This window comes from Desulfosarcina sp. (assembly GCF_046496365.1).
Lineage (GTDB): Bacteria > Desulfobacterota > Desulfobacteria > Desulfobacterales > Desulfosarcinaceae > Desulfosarcina.
In genome coordinates this window covers 67,119-85,384 of record NZ_JAWOHB010000116.1, presented here as the reverse complement: position 1 = coordinate 85,384, position 18,266 = coordinate 67,119, and the positions used below count along the sequence as shown (strand labels likewise).

The 18,266-nt window shown below is 55.9% G+C and carries 14 protein-coding genes; 4 read left to right on the top strand and 10 right to left on the bottom strand.

Annotation, left to right across the window (positions count from 1 at the left end):
• Window positions 1-13: 13 nt before the first annotated feature.
• From R6V78_RS10200 to R6V78_RS10190, 3 genes are read right to left on the bottom strand one after another with little or no spacing between them, the layout of a single operon-like run.
• A complete protein-coding gene (locus tag R6V78_RS10200) occupies window positions 14-4,798 on the bottom strand; it encodes a PAS domain S-box protein (RefSeq protein WP_410289250.1) in 4,785 nt (1,594 codons plus the stop codon).
• Between the two features lie 33 nt (window positions 4,799-4,831).
• Window positions 4,832-5,719 (bottom strand): universal stress protein, encoded by an 888-nt coding sequence (locus R6V78_RS10195; RefSeq protein WP_410289249.1) that lies wholly within the window; start codon window positions 5,717-5,719, stop codon window positions 4,832-4,834.
• A 16-nt stretch (window positions 5,720-5,735) separates the two neighbouring features.
• Window positions 5,736-7,298: a sodium:proton antiporter gene (locus tag R6V78_RS10190; protein ID WP_410289248.1), complete on the bottom strand. Its 1,563-nt coding sequence runs from the start codon at window positions 7,296-7,298 to the stop codon at window positions 5,736-5,738.
• A 454-nt stretch (window positions 7,299-7,752) separates the two neighbouring features.
• On the opposite strand from R6V78_RS10190, the gene R6V78_RS10185 reads away from it, so the two are divergent.
• Together R6V78_RS10185 and R6V78_RS10180 are read left to right on the top strand one after the other, a co-directional pair.
• The gene (locus R6V78_RS10185) at window positions 7,753-8,613 is read left to right on the top strand and encodes a DMT family transporter (protein ID WP_410289247.1); all 861 of its coding nucleotides are present in this window, start codon (window positions 7,753-7,755) and stop codon (window positions 8,611-8,613) included.
• A gap of 64 nt (window positions 8,614-8,677) precedes the next feature.
• A complete protein-coding gene (locus tag R6V78_RS10180; RefSeq protein ID WP_410289246.1) occupies window positions 8,678-9,250 on the top strand; it encodes a type I restriction enzyme HsdR N-terminal domain-containing protein in 573 nt (190 codons plus the stop codon).
• Here R6V78_RS10180 and R6V78_RS10175 read toward each other — a convergent pair.
• Together R6V78_RS10175 and R6V78_RS10170 are read right to left on the bottom strand one after the other, a co-directional pair.
• On the bottom strand, window positions 9,232-9,795 hold the full coding sequence (locus R6V78_RS10175; RefSeq protein WP_410289245.1) for a hypothetical protein: 564 nt from the start codon (window positions 9,793-9,795) through the stop codon (window positions 9,232-9,234). The two genes, R6V78_RS10180 and R6V78_RS10175, sit on opposite strands and share 19 nt — an antisense overlap.
• Before the next feature lie 140 nt (window positions 9,796-9,935).
• Window positions 9,936-10,613, bottom strand: coding sequence for a zinc ribbon domain-containing protein (locus R6V78_RS10170; protein ID WP_410289244.1), 678 nt, complete (start codon window positions 10,611-10,613; stop codon window positions 9,936-9,938).
• Between the two features lie 488 nt (window positions 10,614-11,101).
• Here R6V78_RS10170 and R6V78_RS10165 point away from each other — a divergent pair, with 488 nt between their 5' ends.
• A complete protein-coding gene (locus tag R6V78_RS10165) occupies window positions 11,102-11,428 on the top strand; it encodes a hypothetical protein (RefSeq protein ID WP_410289243.1) in 327 nt (108 codons plus the stop codon).
• A gap of 187 nt (window positions 11,429-11,615) precedes the next feature.
• On the opposite strand, the gene gltA is transcribed toward R6V78_RS10165, so the two are convergent.
• Both gltA and R6V78_RS10155 read right to left on the bottom strand, forming a co-directional pair.
• Window positions 11,616-13,028, bottom strand: coding sequence for an NADPH-dependent glutamate synthase (gene gltA, locus R6V78_RS10160; protein WP_410289242.1), 1,413 nt, complete (start codon window positions 13,026-13,028; stop codon window positions 11,616-11,618).
• Window positions 13,029-13,138: 110 nt separating this feature from the next.
• Window positions 13,139-13,975, bottom strand: a complete 837-nt coding sequence (locus tag R6V78_RS10155) for a sulfide/dihydroorotate dehydrogenase-like FAD/NAD-binding protein (RefSeq protein WP_410289241.1) — start codon at window positions 13,973-13,975, stop codon at window positions 13,139-13,141.
• Window positions 13,976-14,168: 193 nt separating this feature from the next.
• Between R6V78_RS10155 and R6V78_RS10150 the strand changes: the two genes are divergently transcribed.
• Complete coding sequence (locus R6V78_RS10150) at window positions 14,169-14,969, top strand: TatD family hydrolase (protein WP_410289240.1); 801 nt, start codon at window positions 14,169-14,171, stop codon at window positions 14,967-14,969.
• A gap of 37 nt (window positions 14,970-15,006) precedes the next feature.
• Here R6V78_RS10150 and R6V78_RS10145 read toward each other — a convergent pair whose 3' ends face one another.
• From R6V78_RS10145 to R6V78_RS10135, 3 genes are all read right to left on the bottom strand, one after another.
• Window positions 15,007-16,200 (bottom strand): vWA domain-containing protein, encoded by a 1,194-nt coding sequence (locus R6V78_RS10145; protein WP_410289239.1) that lies wholly within the window; start codon window positions 16,198-16,200, stop codon window positions 15,007-15,009.
• A gap of 2 nt (window positions 16,201-16,202) precedes the next feature.
• On the bottom strand, window positions 16,203-17,051 hold the full coding sequence (locus R6V78_RS10140) for an AAA family ATPase (RefSeq protein ID WP_410289238.1): 849 nt from the start codon (window positions 17,049-17,051) through the stop codon (window positions 16,203-16,205).
• Between the two features lie 104 nt (window positions 17,052-17,155).
• On the bottom strand, window positions 17,156-18,226 hold the full coding sequence (locus R6V78_RS10135) for a hypothetical protein (protein WP_410289237.1): 1,071 nt from the start codon (window positions 18,224-18,226) through the stop codon (window positions 17,156-17,158).
• Window positions 18,227-18,266: the final 40 nt, after the last annotated feature.

Here is an 18,266-nt window from a genome sequence, read left to right as displayed (position 1 = left end):
ACCGGTCGGTCTCTCAGTTCAGGCTGACGGCATCCGGCAACTGGGCCGGAAAGCGTATGCTGAAGGTGGTTCCTTCTCCTTCGGTGGATGCGACATCGATGGATCCCTTATGCTCTTCAACCAGTTTGGCGGTCACCAGCAGGCCCAGTCCGGTTCCTTTCACGCCTTTGGTGCTGAAAAAGGATGAAAAGAGTTTGGCCCTGACTGCTTCGGTCATGCCGCAGCCGTTGTCCTTCACGTCGAATCGAACGCCACCGGTGTCCTCTCTGGCGGTGACGACCGTCACCTGATGGGTCTTGTCGGCATCCGAGTCAAAGATACATGCATCAATGGCATTTGTCACCAGGTTCATCAGACAGCGGTGTACGGTGCGGGGGTCCATGACCACCGGTGTGATCCGGTCGGAAAATTGTTTGAGCAGGGTCACGTCATGTTCCCGGGCCACCCCCTCCAGCAGGTCGCACACATCAGCGGCAATTTCATTGGGATGACAGGATTCATACTCGGGCTCGCGCTCCTTGGAATAGGAGAGCAGATCCATCACCAAATCGGATGTGCGCGTGATGTTGCGCTGGATCATCTGCCAGCCGTTGCGCAATTTATCGGAGTTGTCCCGCTCCAGTCCGACATCAACCAGGTAGCTGCCGCCCTTGAACCCGTGCAGGATGTTCTTGATGCAGTGGGCCATGCCGGCAACGGTCTGGCCCACTGCAGCCAGCCGTTCGCTGTTGACCAGATCCCGTTCCAACTGTTTGATTTCACGCAGGTCCTGAAAAAAAGCCACGGTTCCCATCATTTTTTTCTTTTCCCGCAGGACCGTGCCTGAAAACCGCACCGGAATGGGCTCGCCGCCGGTAGCTTGGATATCGTTTTCCACCCAGGGTGAGGTTTCGTTGGTGTCATGGCCGAGGCCCGTTCGGGTGAGCGTTTCCTGCACCCATCGGGGAAGAATCTCCCTGGCATCTTTGGTGGAAACGACATCGGCAGCGGAATAACCGAAAATTCGTTCTGCTGCGGGGTTGAAAATGACGGTCTGCCACTTTTCGTCCGTGGCGATGATGCCGTCATTGGCACTTTTAATCAGTTTGGCCTGGAAGTTGGATTTGCGGATAACCTCTTCATGCAGGAGGGCGTTTTCGAGAGTGGCACCGATGCGGTTGCCCATCAGGTCCAGCAAGTGCAGTTCCTCGGCGGAAAATCGTTCGGCTGCCCTTTCAACGCGTATGACGCCGAGGCCCTTGGTCTCTTTGGCGCTGATTGGAATGTAGGCGAAGGTCGCACCCGTCGTTTGCGGGTCGTTTGAAAAACGGCCCTGATGATCCCCGGCGTTATAAACGATCGGTTTGTCGGTACGGGACACCTTGCGCAGAATCTCCGTTTGCGTGTCCGGTCCGGCCTGGCCGTATCCCGGGTCGGCATAGCAGGCATTGAAATAACGCAGGTCAAACCGGCCCCCGTCGTCGGACATATACAGGCAAACGCTTTCCGCCTGCATAAAATCGCGGATTTCCAGCACCGCCCCTTCGATGCGTTCCGCCAAGGGCAACGGTGCATTCAGGGCCGTGTATATGGAAAACAAGGTTGACAGTTCCCGGTTGCGCCGCCGCTGCTCCTCTTCGGCCCGTTTGGCTGCAGTGGTGTCCCACAGGGTTTCGATAGCCCCCACCACGGTGCCGTCGGCGGCCTTGATGGGGGCGGCAGTGAACCAGCACCAGCTTCCACTGCTGCCTAGTTTGGGGAAAAAGACCTCGGCCTCGTAGGCGCCGTCGATGAGGACCGATTTCTGCCACTTGCCACCGTAGAGGTCCCAGATCTCCTGGTCGCCCTTCTGGTCCAGGATGACATCGGCCATGGACGGGCGCTCACTGTCCCAAAAAGGCGCCCATTGGCGGTTGGTGCCCACCATCTCCGACGAGGGATGGCCGGTCAGCTTTTCCAGGGCCTGGTTCCAGTGGGTGATGCGGTGCTCCCGGTTTAAAACAAAGGTGGGGATGGTGCTGCCCTGGATGATTTGAGAAAGCGTCCGCTGGTTCTCCTCCAGCTTGCGGGTGTATTGCCGGCGGTCAGCCTCGGCCTGCTTCTTTTCCGTGTTGTCCCAAAGGGTTTCGATGGCGCCGATGACACTGCCGTCGGCAGCCTTGATGGGGGCGGCGGTGAACCAGCACCACTTGCCGCCGTGACCCAGTTTCGGGAAAAAAACCTCCATTTCGTAGGCACCGTCGATGAGTTCGGATTTCTTCCACTGGGCGCCGAACAGGTCCCAGATCTCCTGATCGCTCTTCTGGTCCAGGATGACATCGGCCATGGACGGACGTTCACTGTCCCAGAAGGGTACCCACTGGTGGGTGGTGCCCACCATCTGGGATGCCGGAAACCCGGTCAGCTGTTCCAGGGCCCGGTTCCAGTGGGTTATCACATGCTCCCGGTTGAGAACAAATGTGGGAATGGTACTACCCTGAATGATCTGGGAGAGCGTGCGACGACTCTCTTCGACCTCACGGGTATAACGCGTGCGCTGGGCCTCGGATTCTTTCTTTTCGGTTGTGTCCCATAAGGTTTCGATCGCCCCGATGACACTGCCGTCGGCGGCCTTGATCGGCGCAGCAGTAAAATAGAGCCACTTGCCTCCCTTGCCAAGCTTGGGGAAGAAGACCTCTGCTTCGAAAGCGCCCTCGATCAACTCCGATTTTTTCCACTTGCCGCCGTATAGTTCCCAGATTTCCCGTTCGCCGGGCTGATCCAGTATGACGTCGGCCATGGTGGGCCGTTCTTTATCCCAAAAAGGGACCCACTGGTGACGGGTGCCCACCATCTTGGAGAATGAATAGCCACTTAGCCGTTCCAGGGCACGGTTCCAGTGCGTGATGACATGCTCCCGGTTCAGAACGAAGGTGGGAATCGTGCTACCTTGTATGATCTGGGTGAGCCGGTTTTCGGTCTCTTCGATTCGGATGATGTCCCGGCGGCGTTCAGCTTCCACCCGCTTTCTATCCGTGGTGTCCCATAAGGTTTCGATGGCGCCCATCAGGGTGCCGTCCGAGGCCTTGATGGGTGCGGCGGTAAATATGAGCCACCGGCCGCTTGCACCTAAATGTTCAAAGAACTCTTCGGCTTCGTACGCCCCTTCAACCAGTGCGGATGGCCGCCATTTTGCTCCGTAATACTGGCTGATTTCCCCGGTTTCCAACTGATCGAGGATTACGTCGGCCATGATGGGACGCGCCTTTTTACGGAAGGGTTTCCAATGATGGTTGGTGCCCACGATTTCGCTGGCGGCAAAACCGGTGAGCTTTTCCAGGGCCCGGTTCCAGTGGGTCACAATGTGGTTGCGGTTGATGACAAAGGTGGGCGTCGTGCTACCCTGGATGATCTGGGATAGGGCCTGCTCTTTTTCCTCCAGTTCCTTGACATGACGCCGGCTTTCGGTTTCAGCCCGTTTATTTTCCGTGGTGTCCCAAAATGTCTCGATGGCCCCCACCACGGTGCCATCTGAAGTTTTTAAGGGCGTGGCAGTAAACCAGCACCATTTGCCCTCTTTTCCCAACTTGGGAAAAAAGATTTCGGCCTCGTAGGCGCCCTCGATGAGAACGGATTTCCGCCACCGTTCACCGTATAGCGCACCAAGCGCCTGTTCGCTGTGCTGCTCCATGATCACGTCGGCCATGCACGGTCGCTCACTTTCCCAGAATGGCTCCCACTGGTGCCGGGTGCCGATCATTCGGGCGGCAGGATAGCCGGTCAGTTTTTCCAGGGCCTGGTTCCAATGGGTAATCACGTGCTCACGGCTCAGCACGAACGTGGGGATGGAACTGCCCTGAATGATCTGTGACAGGGTGCGTTCGCTCTCCTCGATGCGGCGGGTGTAATCGCGGCGTTCAACCTCGGCCCGCTGTTTTTCGGTATTGTCCCAGAGGGTTTCGATGGCGCCGATAATGGTGCCGTCCGACGCCTTGATAGGCGCGGCGGTGAAAAAGATCCATCGGCCCCCATCGCCCAGATGTTCGAAAAACTCTTCGGCTTCGAAGCCCCCATCCACCAGCGTGGAGGGGTGCCATTTGGAGCCGTAGTAATGGTTGATTTCACCGGTCTCCAACTGGTCGAGAATCACGTCGGCCATGATGGGCCGTTCTTGCTTGCGGAAGGGTCTCCAGTGATCCCGGGTGCCCACCATTACCTCGGCACTGTAGCCGGTGAGCACTTCCAAAGCGTGATTCCAGTGCGTCACGACATGGTCGCGGTTGATGACGAAGGTAGGAATGGTGCTGCCCTGGATGATCTGGAAGAGGGTCTTTTCTTTCTCGTTGAGTTCCGTTTCAATCTGCTTGAACCGGCGGTTGCGCTGCATCAGGATGTCGGCGGTTTTGTGAAAGCTCTGCTTGATCCACGCGTTGATCGTCTCGGCGCTGAGCGTCTTGGTGCTCAGGACATCGATGGCGTCCTGACGGATGGTATCCAGTTGCAGCAGATCCCACAAGAGCCGCGAATCCTGATGATCGATCAGTTCCACCTTTGCGGGTTTGATCTGCGAGATGGTTCGGGCCAGGTCCGGATCCCAGGTGACCTCGATGATGGTTTCCAGACCCTCAAGGCGGCAAACTTCACGGAAGTCTCTGCAAGTGGTTATCCCCAGGGAACGGGCATAAGTGATCCCCACTGCCTCCCCATTGACGTCGGCAACACCCAGGATCTCCGGATGCCGGCCTTTAAAGTGCTCGCCGAGCAGGTGCCTGAGCAGTTTTTCGCAAAACCGGCCCCCTCCGATAATGGCAATTTTGGCATTTTCGATGCTGTGGATCATAAAACCTTTGGTCGAACTTCTTTTTGGCCAACCCTATGGAATCAGAAGTACCGGCAGTTCGCTCAATTCGGCGACCTGATGGGCAACCCCCCCCAGCCAGTACTCTTGGAACCAGTCTTTCCCGGTTCGCCCCATGACGATCATGGTAGCGCCGTATTCTCTTGACATTGTGATAATTTCCTCCACCGTGCGGCCCATCGCCAGGTGGGACTCACTCTGGATACCGCAATCGTCAACCTGCCGGCAATAGGCTTGCAGTCGTTTTTCGCTTTCGGCTTCAAGGCGTTGGATGGCCGGCGGTTCCAGGTTTTTCATCCGGCGGGTACCCAGTACGTGGGTGACGATGATTTTTTCCGCCAGCCCTTTCAGGGCCAAGGTTGCGTCGAGGGCGCGCCGGGAGGGTTCGGACCAATCCGATGCCAGCAGCGGCCTTTTCCAGATCTGTTCGTTGGTGCGCATCAACGGTTCACCCTGCCATTCATACTGCACCATGTATTTGCTCATCAGCACCGGGACCGCACTCCGGCGCAGGATGTCCAGCACGTGGGTTCCCACGTATACTTTTTCCAACATGGTGCGCTTCTTTCGACCGACGACGATCAGGTCGGCCTTTTCCTCACTGGCCAGGTCCAGAATGGCGGCATTGGGGGCCCCCACTTCGATCCGCTGGCGAAATTCCAGCTGCGGATCATCGATGGTCTGGATCCAGTCTTCGAATTGCATGCGGGCTTCCTCGCGTATGCGCTGCTCCTCTTCCTTCAACATGCCGCCGTAAGGAACGAACGCGACATCCTCACGCGGGATCACGTGGGCCAGAACCACCTTTTTGAGTCCCACCGCCTTCAATTCGAGAACGCTTTTCAGAGAGTTGAAGGCCAGCTCCCGAAAACGGGTATGAAAAAGCAGGGTTTCGAATCTCATTTTCGGCCTCTCGTTCTTAGAAGAAAATAAGCGTCACCACCACAAAGGAAGGCAACAGAAACACCACGGTGTATTTCACAATATAGCCGAAGAAACTGGGCATGGGCGTGCCGGCCTCCTCGGATATGGAACGAACCATGAAGTTGGGGGCGTTGCCGATGTAACTGCAGGCACCGAAGAAAACGGCACCGGCGGAGATGGCCTCCAGGTAGAGGGCCTTGTCGGTCATCAATAGCGGAACGGCCTGCGCTTCAGCCATTCCCGGGAAGTGGCTGCCCAGGGCAGTGTTGAAAAAAGTCAGATATGTGGGCGCATTGTCAAGAAAACCGGATAGCGCCCCGGTAACCCAGAAGTAATGTACCGGCTCCTTGACGGCATTGATCAGAAAGGCCAGATGGCCGGCGGCGCCGGCCTTTAGAATCAGCAGGCAGGGAATCATGGTGATAAAGATGCCCACGAACAGATAGGCCACTTCAATAATGGGAAACCAGGTAAAATCATTGTCTTCACGGATTTCGACGGCGGTGGTGGTCATGGAGAGCAGGCCCATGACCACCAGCAGGCCGTCCCTCACCCAGTCCTGGATACCCCGGTGAACACCCATCAGATTGACCTCTCCCCAATCGACGATGCCACTCATCAAAACGGCGCCGATGATGCCGGCCAGAAAGATAAAATTGTGGACCCCAACCAGTTTCAAGGGCGTCTTTTCGGCTTCATCGGCCGGGACACGGCCGGTCTCCCTGCGGTAGTAGTATAGATCCAGAAAAAAATAGATCACCAGCAGCAACCCGGCAACGGTCGCCATATGTGGCAAAATCTTGAATGTCCAGAAAAAGGAGACGCCATGCAAAAAACCCAGAAAGAGGGGCGGGTCGCCCAGTGGGGTTAACGACCCGCCGACATTGGCCACCAGAAAGATGAAGAAAACCACCATGAAGGTGCGGTTTTTGCGGAAGTTGTTGGCCCTCAGAAAGGGACGGATCAGGAGCATGGCCGCCCCCGTGGTACCCATCCAGGATGCCAATAGGGTTCCCAGCATGAGGATGATCACATTGATCAGCGGCGTCCCCCGGAGAGACCCCTTGAGCAGGATGCCACCGGAAACGGTATACAGGGACCACAGCAAAATTATGAAGGGCACATAGTCCGCCAGGATAATGTGGACGATTTCATAAAAGGCGGTACCCTTGTAAACGAAAAGAAACGGACCAGCCATGGCCGCTGCCCAGAAGGCGGAGACCTTGCCGAAATGGTGGTGCCAGAACTCCGCCGCCAGAAGCGGCAACAAGGCAATGGAGAGCAGCATGCCGGCAAAAGGAATGCAACTCCACAACGGCAGGACCGGTCCCAGATTTTCATGGCCGTTGTGGCCGCCCGTGTCCGCCGTGCCGTGTCTGTCTTCCGTTGGGTGATCCGTTGACTGGGTTGCGGCAGCCTGGGCCGTACCGGGTTGATGGCCGGCGGGTATGGCGTGCGGCTCGGACGCCCACAGCACCGATCCCTGGGCGATTAGAACACTTAAAAGGGCGACGAACCAAAACATGAGAATGATTGAGCGTCTACGCGGCGTACTCATGGGTTGCCTGCCCTCCCTGTTGTGAACAGCGTCGATTCAAGCATCGACCCAGGTTAATGAAAAAACGATCTGCGACGGTTTATGCCTGCATCTGTCGCCTACGATTTTCTACATGCGTGTCGCCACGGGACAGATTTTGTTTTTACGGACAACCGGGTTGTCACCCTTCCGGGATCACGTCTAACCATTAGATATGAAATGAAATGTAGGCCCTGCATACTACGGTTCTCTTTTTTTTGTCAACTGGTTTAGCGGGTGTAGCGGCTCTGGTTCCCGGGTTCCGTTTAACGGGCCCGCAACAGTCGGGAATTTGCATGTTCAGCCCGCTGATCTCTTAAAGCGACGAGAACTGCACGCGTTGTCGGTGTTTAAAAAACCATTAATCCATTGATCAACCGGTTCGGTTCAGTGTACAAGCCGGTGGAGGATCATCTCCTTCCAGAAAAGGTTGGTCTTGAAGAACTTTCGCGGCTCAGGACTGATTGACATCCATGTGGCTGTGCTGCTTTTCGGTACTGCCGGACTGTTCGGCAAGTTTTTGTGCCTGCCTGCATGGTGCATCGTTCTGGGTCGTACCGGGTTTGCCACGATCGCCCTGGGTTGTGTTCTGTTTTTCATCAGCGTCCACAACCGGCCCAAAGGGATTGCAACCATCGGCTTGTTCGGCCTTTTGGGATTGGTTCTGGCGGTTCACTGGATCACCTTTTTCCATGCCATACAGGTCTCCAGCGTGGCTGTGGGCCTGCTGGCCTTTTCCACTTTTCCGGTGTTCATCACATGTCTTGAACCCTGGTGGTTTAATGAAAAACGCCGCCTGATCGATATGATCACGGCCCTGCTGGTCGTGCTGGGTCTATCCATCATGGTCTACCCGTCCCCTTTCGGGGGAGAGGTTTTTGCCGGCGCCTTTTGGGGAACCATCTCCGGGTTCACCTTTGCAATCCTCTCTTTGTTGAACCGCCAGTGGGTCCGGCATTACCCTCCGGTAATTATCGCTTTCTACCAGAATGCCGCTGCAACCCTCCTGCTGCTTCCCATTTTGATGGGTGTCGAGGTGCAAATGGATGCCGGGCAACTGGGATTGCTGGCTCTTCTGGGCGTCGTCTTTACGGCGTTGTCCCACGCCCTGTTCATCCGGGGGTTGACCTTCGTCCGCGCCCAGCTTGCAGCCGTGATCGCCTGTCTCGAGCCGGTTTACGGGATTATTTTGGCCTATTTTCTACTGCATGAAATACCCTCGGCCCACACCCTGGTCGGTGGCGCTGTGATTTTGATAACCACCCTCGTGGCCATGGCCCGGCGGGCCTTGATTTGACGGCCGCGAAGAACTATGAAATCTACCTAAAGGTTCAACCGATCAATTTGTTGGAGCGTGCCTTATGAAAAAAAACACCCATCCGGAAATGCTTATCGATTTTATCAGCGGGCAACCGGTTCCCAACGTCGGAGCCGAAGCCAATCGTCAACAGGTGGAACGCTATCTGGTCCGGGAGAAGGGGTATCGCCCTGAAGAGATCCTTGTGAATGCCCCGATCCAGGTGGAGATCGATGGTGAGGTTTATCGATCAGCCCTGGACGTGGTTGTGCAAATCGAAGGCAGGCCTTTACTGGCTTTCAAATGTGCCGCCGGTTCGCTGGGATCGAGGGAACGGGAAATTATTTCGGCGGCAAGACTTTATGGAAACAGGCCGCTTCCGCTGGCAGTGGTATCAGATGGATCAACCGCAACGGTCCTGGATACGCTGACCGGGAAAAAAACAGGCCAAGGGCTGAATGCGATTCCCAACAGAAGTGAGGCCCTGAAATTGGCACAAGCGGCCCCTCTCCCGCCGGTAGCCAGCGACAGGCGTCTTCGGGAAATGCTGGTATTTCGATCTTATGATTCCATGAACGTCAATGTGAGCGGCAGGAAAAACCTGAAGAAGGAGCCGATTCAGGCCTCGAAATCGTAATTGCGAACGATTTTGTCGGTAAAGCGCATCAACGGGCCGCGTCGTTCCTGTGCATAGCGGCGCAAACGGTCCCACCACCCAGCCCCCATCATCACCCGATGGATGGAATAATCCCGAGGGTCGGTAATACCGTTGCGTTCAATCTGTTCAATGCCGAAATTCCCGTAACCGGAACCCAGCATCATGGCTGCTGCAATCACATCGATGGCGTGTTCGCGGGCCAGCACCCGACCGTAGAGCTTGGCAAGGGCCGCCGGGCGGCTGTCATACCGCAGGCTCCTGGCAATGCCCACGATCCGGTTCACCGTGAAACTGTGCAACTCCACCACACACCCATAGTCCCTTTGCATGATCAAAAACGGGGTGTTATTGGTCACCACCAGCAGGTCCACGTCATTGGGAAGCTGATCGCCCGGATCACCGGACAGATGCCGGGCCAGTGAACCGAACAACAGCAGGGCCTTGGGATGGAAGTCCATCAGATCCGCTTTTATCCGCTCAATGGCGGACAGCATGCATACCAGTGGATGATCGTTTTCCGGCATGTTAATTGGTGGCAACAGGATTTAAGAAATTTAATCGACTGGTAATACAATCTGTAGCACCGCAAGCGGGTAAAGGCAGGCATTGGCCTTTTCGGGAGACAAATGAAAACGGTGCATGGGATTAGCACCAAAAACGGGTTCTACTGGCCGGCCACTTCCTTACCGCAATGTTTACAGACACTGGCCCGCTTTTTAATAATTTCTGCGCAAAACGGACATTCGCGGGTATAGAACCGTTCGTGGATTTTTTTTACGGCGCTGTCCACCTGTTCCTGCAGGCGCTGGTTACCGAATTTGAGATTGCGAATGGGTTCGATAGCCTCCAATTCGCCGATATCGCCGATCATTTCCGCCGCTTTCAGGCGTACCCGGACCGGCTCAGCCGAATCCATGAGCAGCCTCAGGATCGACACACCGTCCCGGTTCACGTAGCAGTCTGCCAGAACCGAAAAACCCTTTTTGATATTTTGTTTAAGGGCCTCCTCCCCGGCAATCACCTGATCATCGATCACCTGGCCGGTTGCCCCAACCGGGCTAAACACGGGAATCAGTTCAAACTGGTCGGTCCCGGGATAGTTCATGCACCGGTAAGAGGCATGATGGGCGTAGTTTTCCATCATGTTATCCCATCCCTGGGTGTAAAGGGGGCACTCGTCGTTAAAGCACATGAACAGGTACGGTGTTCCCCATCCCAGACCATCACCGACGTTGATGGATGGCGCCTCCCAGATGCTCATTTTCGCATTGCAGTGAGGGCAGGCAGGCTTTTCCATACCCATTATTTTTTCGAAAACTTCTTCTTTGGTTTCAAAAGCCATCTACAGGCCTCCATGGTATGGGTTGGACGGTTCAATCCGGGGAGTCCATTATATGCCTGGCGCCAAGCATCAGGGACTAATCTAAGGCGTGGTTGCTCATTGTCAACTGGAACGACGGTCATCGTCTGGACCACGTTGACCACTGCCACGCGGTCAGGTTTTTAAATCGCGATTCGCGCCGACCGAGGCTATAAAGATTCAACAATGCCGGCAAATTTTCCGGTTATGTTAAACCAGCTTTGGAAAACGCGTGTGAAAACAGCGTCGTTCCAATCGTGAGGATCATTTTCAGCCCAAAGCCATTGGACGCCTGCTCCGGAAAAAATAATATAAAAAAACTAAAGTAATTCCTGCCAGGTGCCGATAAACACGACGGGTCTTTCAAAAAACCTTCCGGCCGTGCCGGTAGACATGCTTCAATCAAAGGGAATCGCCCGGAAAATAGGTCCCTGAAATACCATCGGGCATGAGCAAAAAGGAGCGGCATCATGGAAATCAATACCAACAATCAGGTCCGGGGACTGGAAACCGCGCAAAAAGTCAGCGAAGTCAAGCGAGAAAAAGAAGAAGCACCGGGCCAGCAGGCGTCTCAGACCGAAGAAAGCCCGGATTATCGGATCAACCTGTCCGACGCGTCTAAAAAAGCCGTTGCCGAACTGACCAGTGCTCAGGCATCCGGCCAAAACACGGAAAAAGCCGATCTTTCCGAGGAGGACGCCGCCCAGGTGGCCCGGCAAGCCTCCGAGCAGCTGTCGCAAACCCAGGCCTCAATTTCCAATCAGGCGATCCAGAAGGCGGTTGACCTGTTTTCCTGATACAGCAGCGCAAACTCAGCAAACACCTAAGCTGACAAAAAGCGGTCACAACGGTGGCTGCAGAAATAACCAACCCATATCGCTGGTGAATGCTTGCTGATAATCTCAATGACCGGTCGCTCGGCTAAAAAAGCCGGCCGGGAATCAAATCCCCGGCCGGCTTTAAGGTCAAGCGCTGATCACGGGGTTACCACCCCCAGGTCAGGTACTGGTGGATGGAGTCGGCGGCTTTGCGTCCGGCTCCCATGGCCAGAATCACCGTAGCTGCGCCGGTGACGATGTCGCCACCGGCCCAGACCCCTTTTTTGGTGGTTTTTCCCGTTTCCGGATCGGCAATAATGTAGCCCCACTTGTTCAATTCCATGTCCGGTGTGGACTGGGTCAGCAGAGGGTTGGCTCCGGATCCCACCGCCACGATGACCAGGTCGGTGTCCATGTGAAATTCCGAGCCTTTGATGGCAATGGGGCGACGACGGCCTGAATCGTCGGGTTCACCAAGTTCCATTTTCAGGCATCCCATACCGGTGAGCCGCCCTTTTTCGTCTCCCTTGAACTGGGTCGGGTTGGTCAGCAGGAAGAACTCAATGCCCTCTTCCTCGGCGTGGTGAATCTCGGCAGCCCTGGCCGGCATCTCATCCCGGGATCGGCGATAGACGATTTTGACGCTGTCCGCCCCAAGGCGCATGGCGGTTCGGGCTGAGTCCATGGCGACGTTGCCGGCGCCCAGGACCACCACATTTTTTCCTTTTGGAATCGGGGTATCCACTTGTGGATAACGGTAGGCTTTCATGAGATTGGCCCGGGTGAGATATTCGTTGGCCGAGAGGATGCCGATAAGATTTTCACCGGGCAGATTCATGAACCGGGGCAGACCCGCACCCACGCCTAAATATACGGCTTCGTAGCCCTCCGCAAACAGTTCGTCGAGGCTGACGGTACGTCCCACCACGGCGTTGACCTCAACCTTTACGCCGAGACGTTCCAGAAAATTGACCTCCTGGGCCACGATGGCCTTGGGCAAACGAAATTCAGGAATACCGTAAACCAGTACACCGCCTGGCTTGTGAAAAGCCTCCAGCACCTTGACATCATACCCTTTTTGAATCAAGTCACCGGCCACGGTGAGGCCGGAGGGGCCGGAACCCACCACGGCCACTTTTTTGCCGGTGGCAGGCGCTTTGGGAGGCAACGCACCGGTTCCGCTCTCTCGCTCCCAGTCGGCCACAAAACGTTCCAGGTTGCCGATGGCCACGGGTTCCCCCCGTTTGCCCACAATACATTTACCTTCACATTGGATTTCCTGGGGGCAGACCCGGCCGCAAACGGCAGGCAGTGCATTTTGGGTCCATACGTGCCGGATGGCCCCGGTGAAATCCCCCTGACTGATCAGGTTGATAAACCCGGGAATATCCACACTCACCGGGCAACCTTCCACACAACCCGGCTTTTTGCACTGCAGGCAACGAGCCGCTTCCTCCTGAGCCATGGCCACCGTATATCCCAAAGGAACCTCTTCGAAGTTCCTTCTTCTGATTTCTGGCTTTTGTTCGGGCATCGCCACGCGGGATGCCCTTTCCTTCTTTTCCGTTTTTTCGGTCATTTTTTCCTCCGTCTCAACTATCGCCGCGGTCGCTGCTCGACTCACCGGACATTCACCCTGCCGTTAATTATCCCACTATGACGCGATCTGTTTTTCAATCAGATGACGACTCAGGTGGCATCCCGAAGGGTACAGAAATCTTCGTAACAGGCCTTTTCATCTTCACAGTAGGCTTGAAGACGCAGCATCAGCTCATCGAAATTAACCAGGTGGCCGTCAAATTCCGGCCCGTCCACACAGGCAAATTTCGTTTCACCGCCGACGGACACTCGGCATCCCCCGCACATACCCGTGCCGTCGATCATAATGGGGTTCAGGCTCACCAGGGTCTTGACCTTAAAGGGCCGGGTGAGATTTGCCACGGCCCGCATCATGGGAACCGGCCCGATGCCCACCACCAGTTTCACCTCTCCGGATTCCAGTACGTCCTTGAGAACATCAGTGACAAAACCGTGGTGACCGTAGGTGCCGTCATCGGTACAGACCCGCAGGTCATGGCAGGCCAATTTCATCTGTGATTCAAGAATCAGCAGGTCTCTGGTCCGCGCACCGATGATGCAGGTTACATCGTTGCCAATCTGTTTGAGGGCACGCGTGATGGGATGCAGCACGGCCACACCGGTACCGCCGCCTACACATACCACCTTGCCCAGTTTTTCAAGATGCGTCGCTTTGCCTAATGGGCCGATGACGTCCTGGAAGGCGTCACCCACCTTGAGGGTCTTGAACAGCGCTGTCGATTTTCCCACGACCATGTAAATGATGGTAAGGGTGCCCCTGTCGGGATCCGTGTCAGCCATCGTCAACGGGATCCGCTCCCCATCCTCATTGGCCTTCAGGATCACGAATTGTCCGGGTTTTGCTTTCCGTGCGATCAAAGGGGCCTCGATCTCATTTAAAATCACGGTTCCTTGAGCCATCTCCTCACGTTTTAAGATCTTGAACATGTGCGTCCTCCGCGTCTATTGTTTCCCTGCGGCCTTTTTGCCGCAAAACATAGCCTTTATTTATGGTCTCAACTTGGCTAATATACATGCCCACGTTATGAAATCAAGCTCAAAACACACCCTGAATGAATATTTGTGAATTGTTCGGTAAAAATTTATAATTATTTGATATTATGGTTTTTTAAAGGGAAATATGAAGATTTTTGACAGTCACTGCCACCTGGATGATCCATCATTTGATCATGATTTAAACGAGGTGCTGAATCACGCCGCGGCAGTCGAGGTGCATCGGATGCTGGTTGCCGGTATCGATCAGCGCAGCTCGGACCGGGCCGTAATGCTTGCCCAGACGCATCCGGGACTTTTTGCATCGGTGGGAATTCATCCCCACGATGCCAGCGCCTGCTCGGAAGCCGCCCTGACTCATCTGAAATCGCTGGCCGCCAGTCCCAAGGTGGTGGCCTGGGGGGAAATCGGTCTTGATTTCAACCGCATGTACTCCCCCCGAAGGGACCAGGAAAGGTGGTTTGTGCGCCAATTGGAGATTGCCGACTCACTGGACTTGCCCCTGATATTCCATGAGCGCGACAGTCAGGGCCGCCTGCTTGACATCCTTAGATCCACATCCGGCACTGCTCGAACAGCTGTAGTTCACTGCTTCAACGGAACGGAAGCAGAGCTGGACCAATATCTGGAAATGGGGTTTTATATCGGGATCACAGGAATCGCCACGGTCCACCAGCGGGGAGCGCCCCTGCGGCGGATGATCCCGTCCATACCTGCCGATCGGCTGTTGATCGAGACCGATGCGCCCTATCTGACGCCCTCCCCCCAACGCAACACTTTCCGGCGCAACGAGCCGGCATTTGTCCGTGAGGTGCTGGTTAAGGTGGCGCAAGTCCGCGGCGATGCCCTCCAGGTGCTGGCAGAACAGATCTGGAACAATACCTGCAGGTTGTTTCGCATTGATCCGTCTGTCGACTTTGAAGCATAGTCCGGCAGGCCCATAAAAAAACCAGATTGTGATGATTTTAAGAAGCCGTCATGAGGTGCTGAACCGCCTTTTCCAGTCCGTCGATAGACAGTTCAAACATGGGAAAGATCTGGCGGATCATGAAGATCGTACGGGTGAAATCCCACATGGGCGCCAACACGGGGTTGAGCCAGACGCTGTGGGGAAAGGTGCGCACCAGCATGCGCAGACACTCGAGGCTGGGCCGGCCGGTACGGTCCTGAACATAAATGGATCCGTCCCGGGACATCAGTTCGTAAGGGGCCATGCTGGCATCCCCCACCACGATTAGCCGGGTTTCCGGGTCCATGCGGGCCAGTTCGGCTATTTGGACGGGCTTGCGGTAGCGGGCCGCATCCTGCCAGATTGTGTCGTAAATGGTGTTGTGGAAGAAAAAAGTATTGACCTCTTTGAATTGGGCCCGGGCATAATCAAACAGCGTCTGAACCACCGACACGTAGGGGTCCATGGACCATCCCCCATTATCGATGGCCAGGATGACCTTGAGGCGGTCCTTCATGCGCCTGTCGAGGACGATTTCGATCTCGCCGCCGTTTTTCATGGTACGGTAGATGCTCTTGTCGATGTTCACCTGATCCCTGGGCCCGGCAGGAACCATGTTTCGCAGACGTTTTAAGGCTTCGCCGACCATGGCCTGGGTCAGGGGGCCGGACAGGGAGTAGTCCTTATAACGCCGTTCCATGGCTACCTTGACGGCGGACTTGTTACGCGAAACGCCCCCCACGCGCATGCCTCCGGGATGGGTGCCGGAGTGGCCCACGGGCGATGTACCTCCGGTGCCGATCCACTTGCTGCCTCCGTCGTGCCGTCCCTCCTGGTCTTTGAGGCGTGCCTTGAAATACGCAATGAGGGCTTCCGGGGTCATGCGGCTGAGCTGGTCTTCATCAATGCCCAGGGCATCTGCCATGCTCTTGGGGTCCTTGAGCCACTGTTCAAGCATTGCCCGGGCCAACTCGTCGATTTCGAGACTCTCAACATCCGGCAGCTCGGTTCCCTGAAAATGGTGGGCAAACACCTGGTCAAAGAGGTCGAAGTAACGTTCACTCTTGACCAGAATGGTCCGCGAGGCGGTGTAGAACTCTCCCAGAGAGGCAATCAGGCGGCTGGCAAGCGCGCGATGCAGCGTCAAAAAGGCCGTGGGGCTAACCGGCACCCCCATCTCCTTGAGCTTGTAAAAAAAGGCCAGGAACATGGTCAGTACATCTTCCGGCGGCTGACAAAGGCGCTTGCCCGTTCATAATCGCCGCTTTTTTTGAACAATACACCCAGAAAGGGCAGGTCTCCCCTGGCCAGCCGCTTGGGATTGAAATCGGGATCGGCGTTCAAAGCGCGGGTCCAGTTGATCAACTCCCTGGTGGCAGGCCTTTTTTCCACGGCTTCCAGCTCCCGCATGTGGTAAAAGGCGGCGATGGCATTGTTCACCAGTTCATCGTGGATGTCGGGAAAATGAACACCGATGATCCGGCGCATCATCTTGGGGTCCGGAAAGGCGATGTGGTGGAAGTTGCAGCGGCCCAGAAAGGGATCGGAGAGGTCCTTTTTTGCATTGGAGGTGATGATGATCACCGGCCGATGCCGGGCGGATACGGTCTTGTCGATTTCGATGATGTCAAACTCCATCTGGTCCAGTACATCGAGCATGTCGTCCTGAAAGTCGGTGTCCGCCTTGTCGATTTCGTCGATGAGCAGGACAGTACGCCGATCGGCCACGAAGGCCTGGCCGATCTTGCCCATCTTGATGTATTCCTCGATATTGCTCACATCCCGCCGACTGTCGCCGAAGCGGCTGTCATTGAGCCGTGTCAGGGTGTCGTACTGATACAGCGCCTCTACCAGCTTCATACTGGATTTAACGTTAAGCACGATGAGCGGCATGTTGAGGCTTTCGGCAATGGCATGGGCAAGCATGGTTTTGCCCGTACCCGGTTCACCCTTGAGCAGCAACGGCATTTCCAAAGCCATTGAGATGTTGACAATCTGGGCCAGTTCCTCATCCAGCACATATCGGGTGGCGCCAGTGAAGGAAGCATCTGAAGGTTGCACGGTCATGAACCCCTTTCTCAAAAATTGTTGAAGGTTTCCGGTTGAAGACGACGCCTCTTTGCAGACAGCGGGAACAAACCCTCGCTTGCGTTGTTGATGGCCGGCTACAACCCTTCACGGATTCTGGCCGACAAATCCCGGGTCAGCGCCAGGACCCGCTTGGCCAGGTCCAGACTCAAAGACCCCAGGCCGCAGCTGGGGGTGATGAACGACTGGGCGCGAAGGGTCGCCGGACCAATGCCAAGGTCTTCAATCCGGCGGAAGCGCGCCTGTATGCCGGCATACAAACTGTCAACCGTCTCCTGCATAATCTCTTCGGTTTTCAATGTGGGAACGATGCCCCAGGCAAGCAGACAGCCGGCGGCCAGAAAATCTTTGATCTGGGAGCCGTAAAGAATGAATCGGTCAAAAAAGGAGTAGGCGTCGAAGTTGACGATATCCGCACCAGCTTCCAGCACCAGCGACCAATCCGTATTGGCACACACATGAATGCCGGCCAGCCCGCCCTCGGCATGGATGGCGTCAACCAGCTCCTGGAGACATGCCAGAATGGTTGCTTTCGAAATGCTGATCAATTCCGACGAACCGAATCCGGCCAGGGCCGGCTCATCGATAAAAACGATCACCGGGCATCCCCGACCGGAAAGGGTGCGTATCTGCCAGCGCGCGTTTAGGGCCAGATGCTTGACCGCCGCATCGCGCAGGGTATCATTGTAGAAAATCGACCGCCCATCCTGGTCCTTCACACCGATGCAGAAAGTGACGGGACCTGTGACCTGCCCTTTGACGGCCACCGGGGGTGTCTCGATCCGGGTCAGGGTATCCAGCAGTGCCGCGAAACCCCGGCCCGTTGTTTCGGTCAGCGTAAAACGGGATCCGGGCAACCGGTCCAGATCTTCACTGACGGCCATGTAGTCCTCGAAAAAAGCGAGCAGATCGCTGTCGAAGGATTCACCGGCGGCATCGATAAAGCGTTTTCCGCCCCGCTCCACCACGGCTGGCATTCCCGGCATAAATTGCGCAACCATGCCCTCTTGCGCAAAGACCGGCAGCTGTACCCAGAGCGGAATGCTGGGTGTGAATTCCATTATCAAGCGGGATGCCGCCGGGTGATCGTTCATGGGAAGACTGCCGATGAGCAGGGGCAGGCAGTCAGGGTGTATGGTAGGCGGCATGCACGGATTCCTTTTTGGTTTGGCGGATAATCGTCTGAAA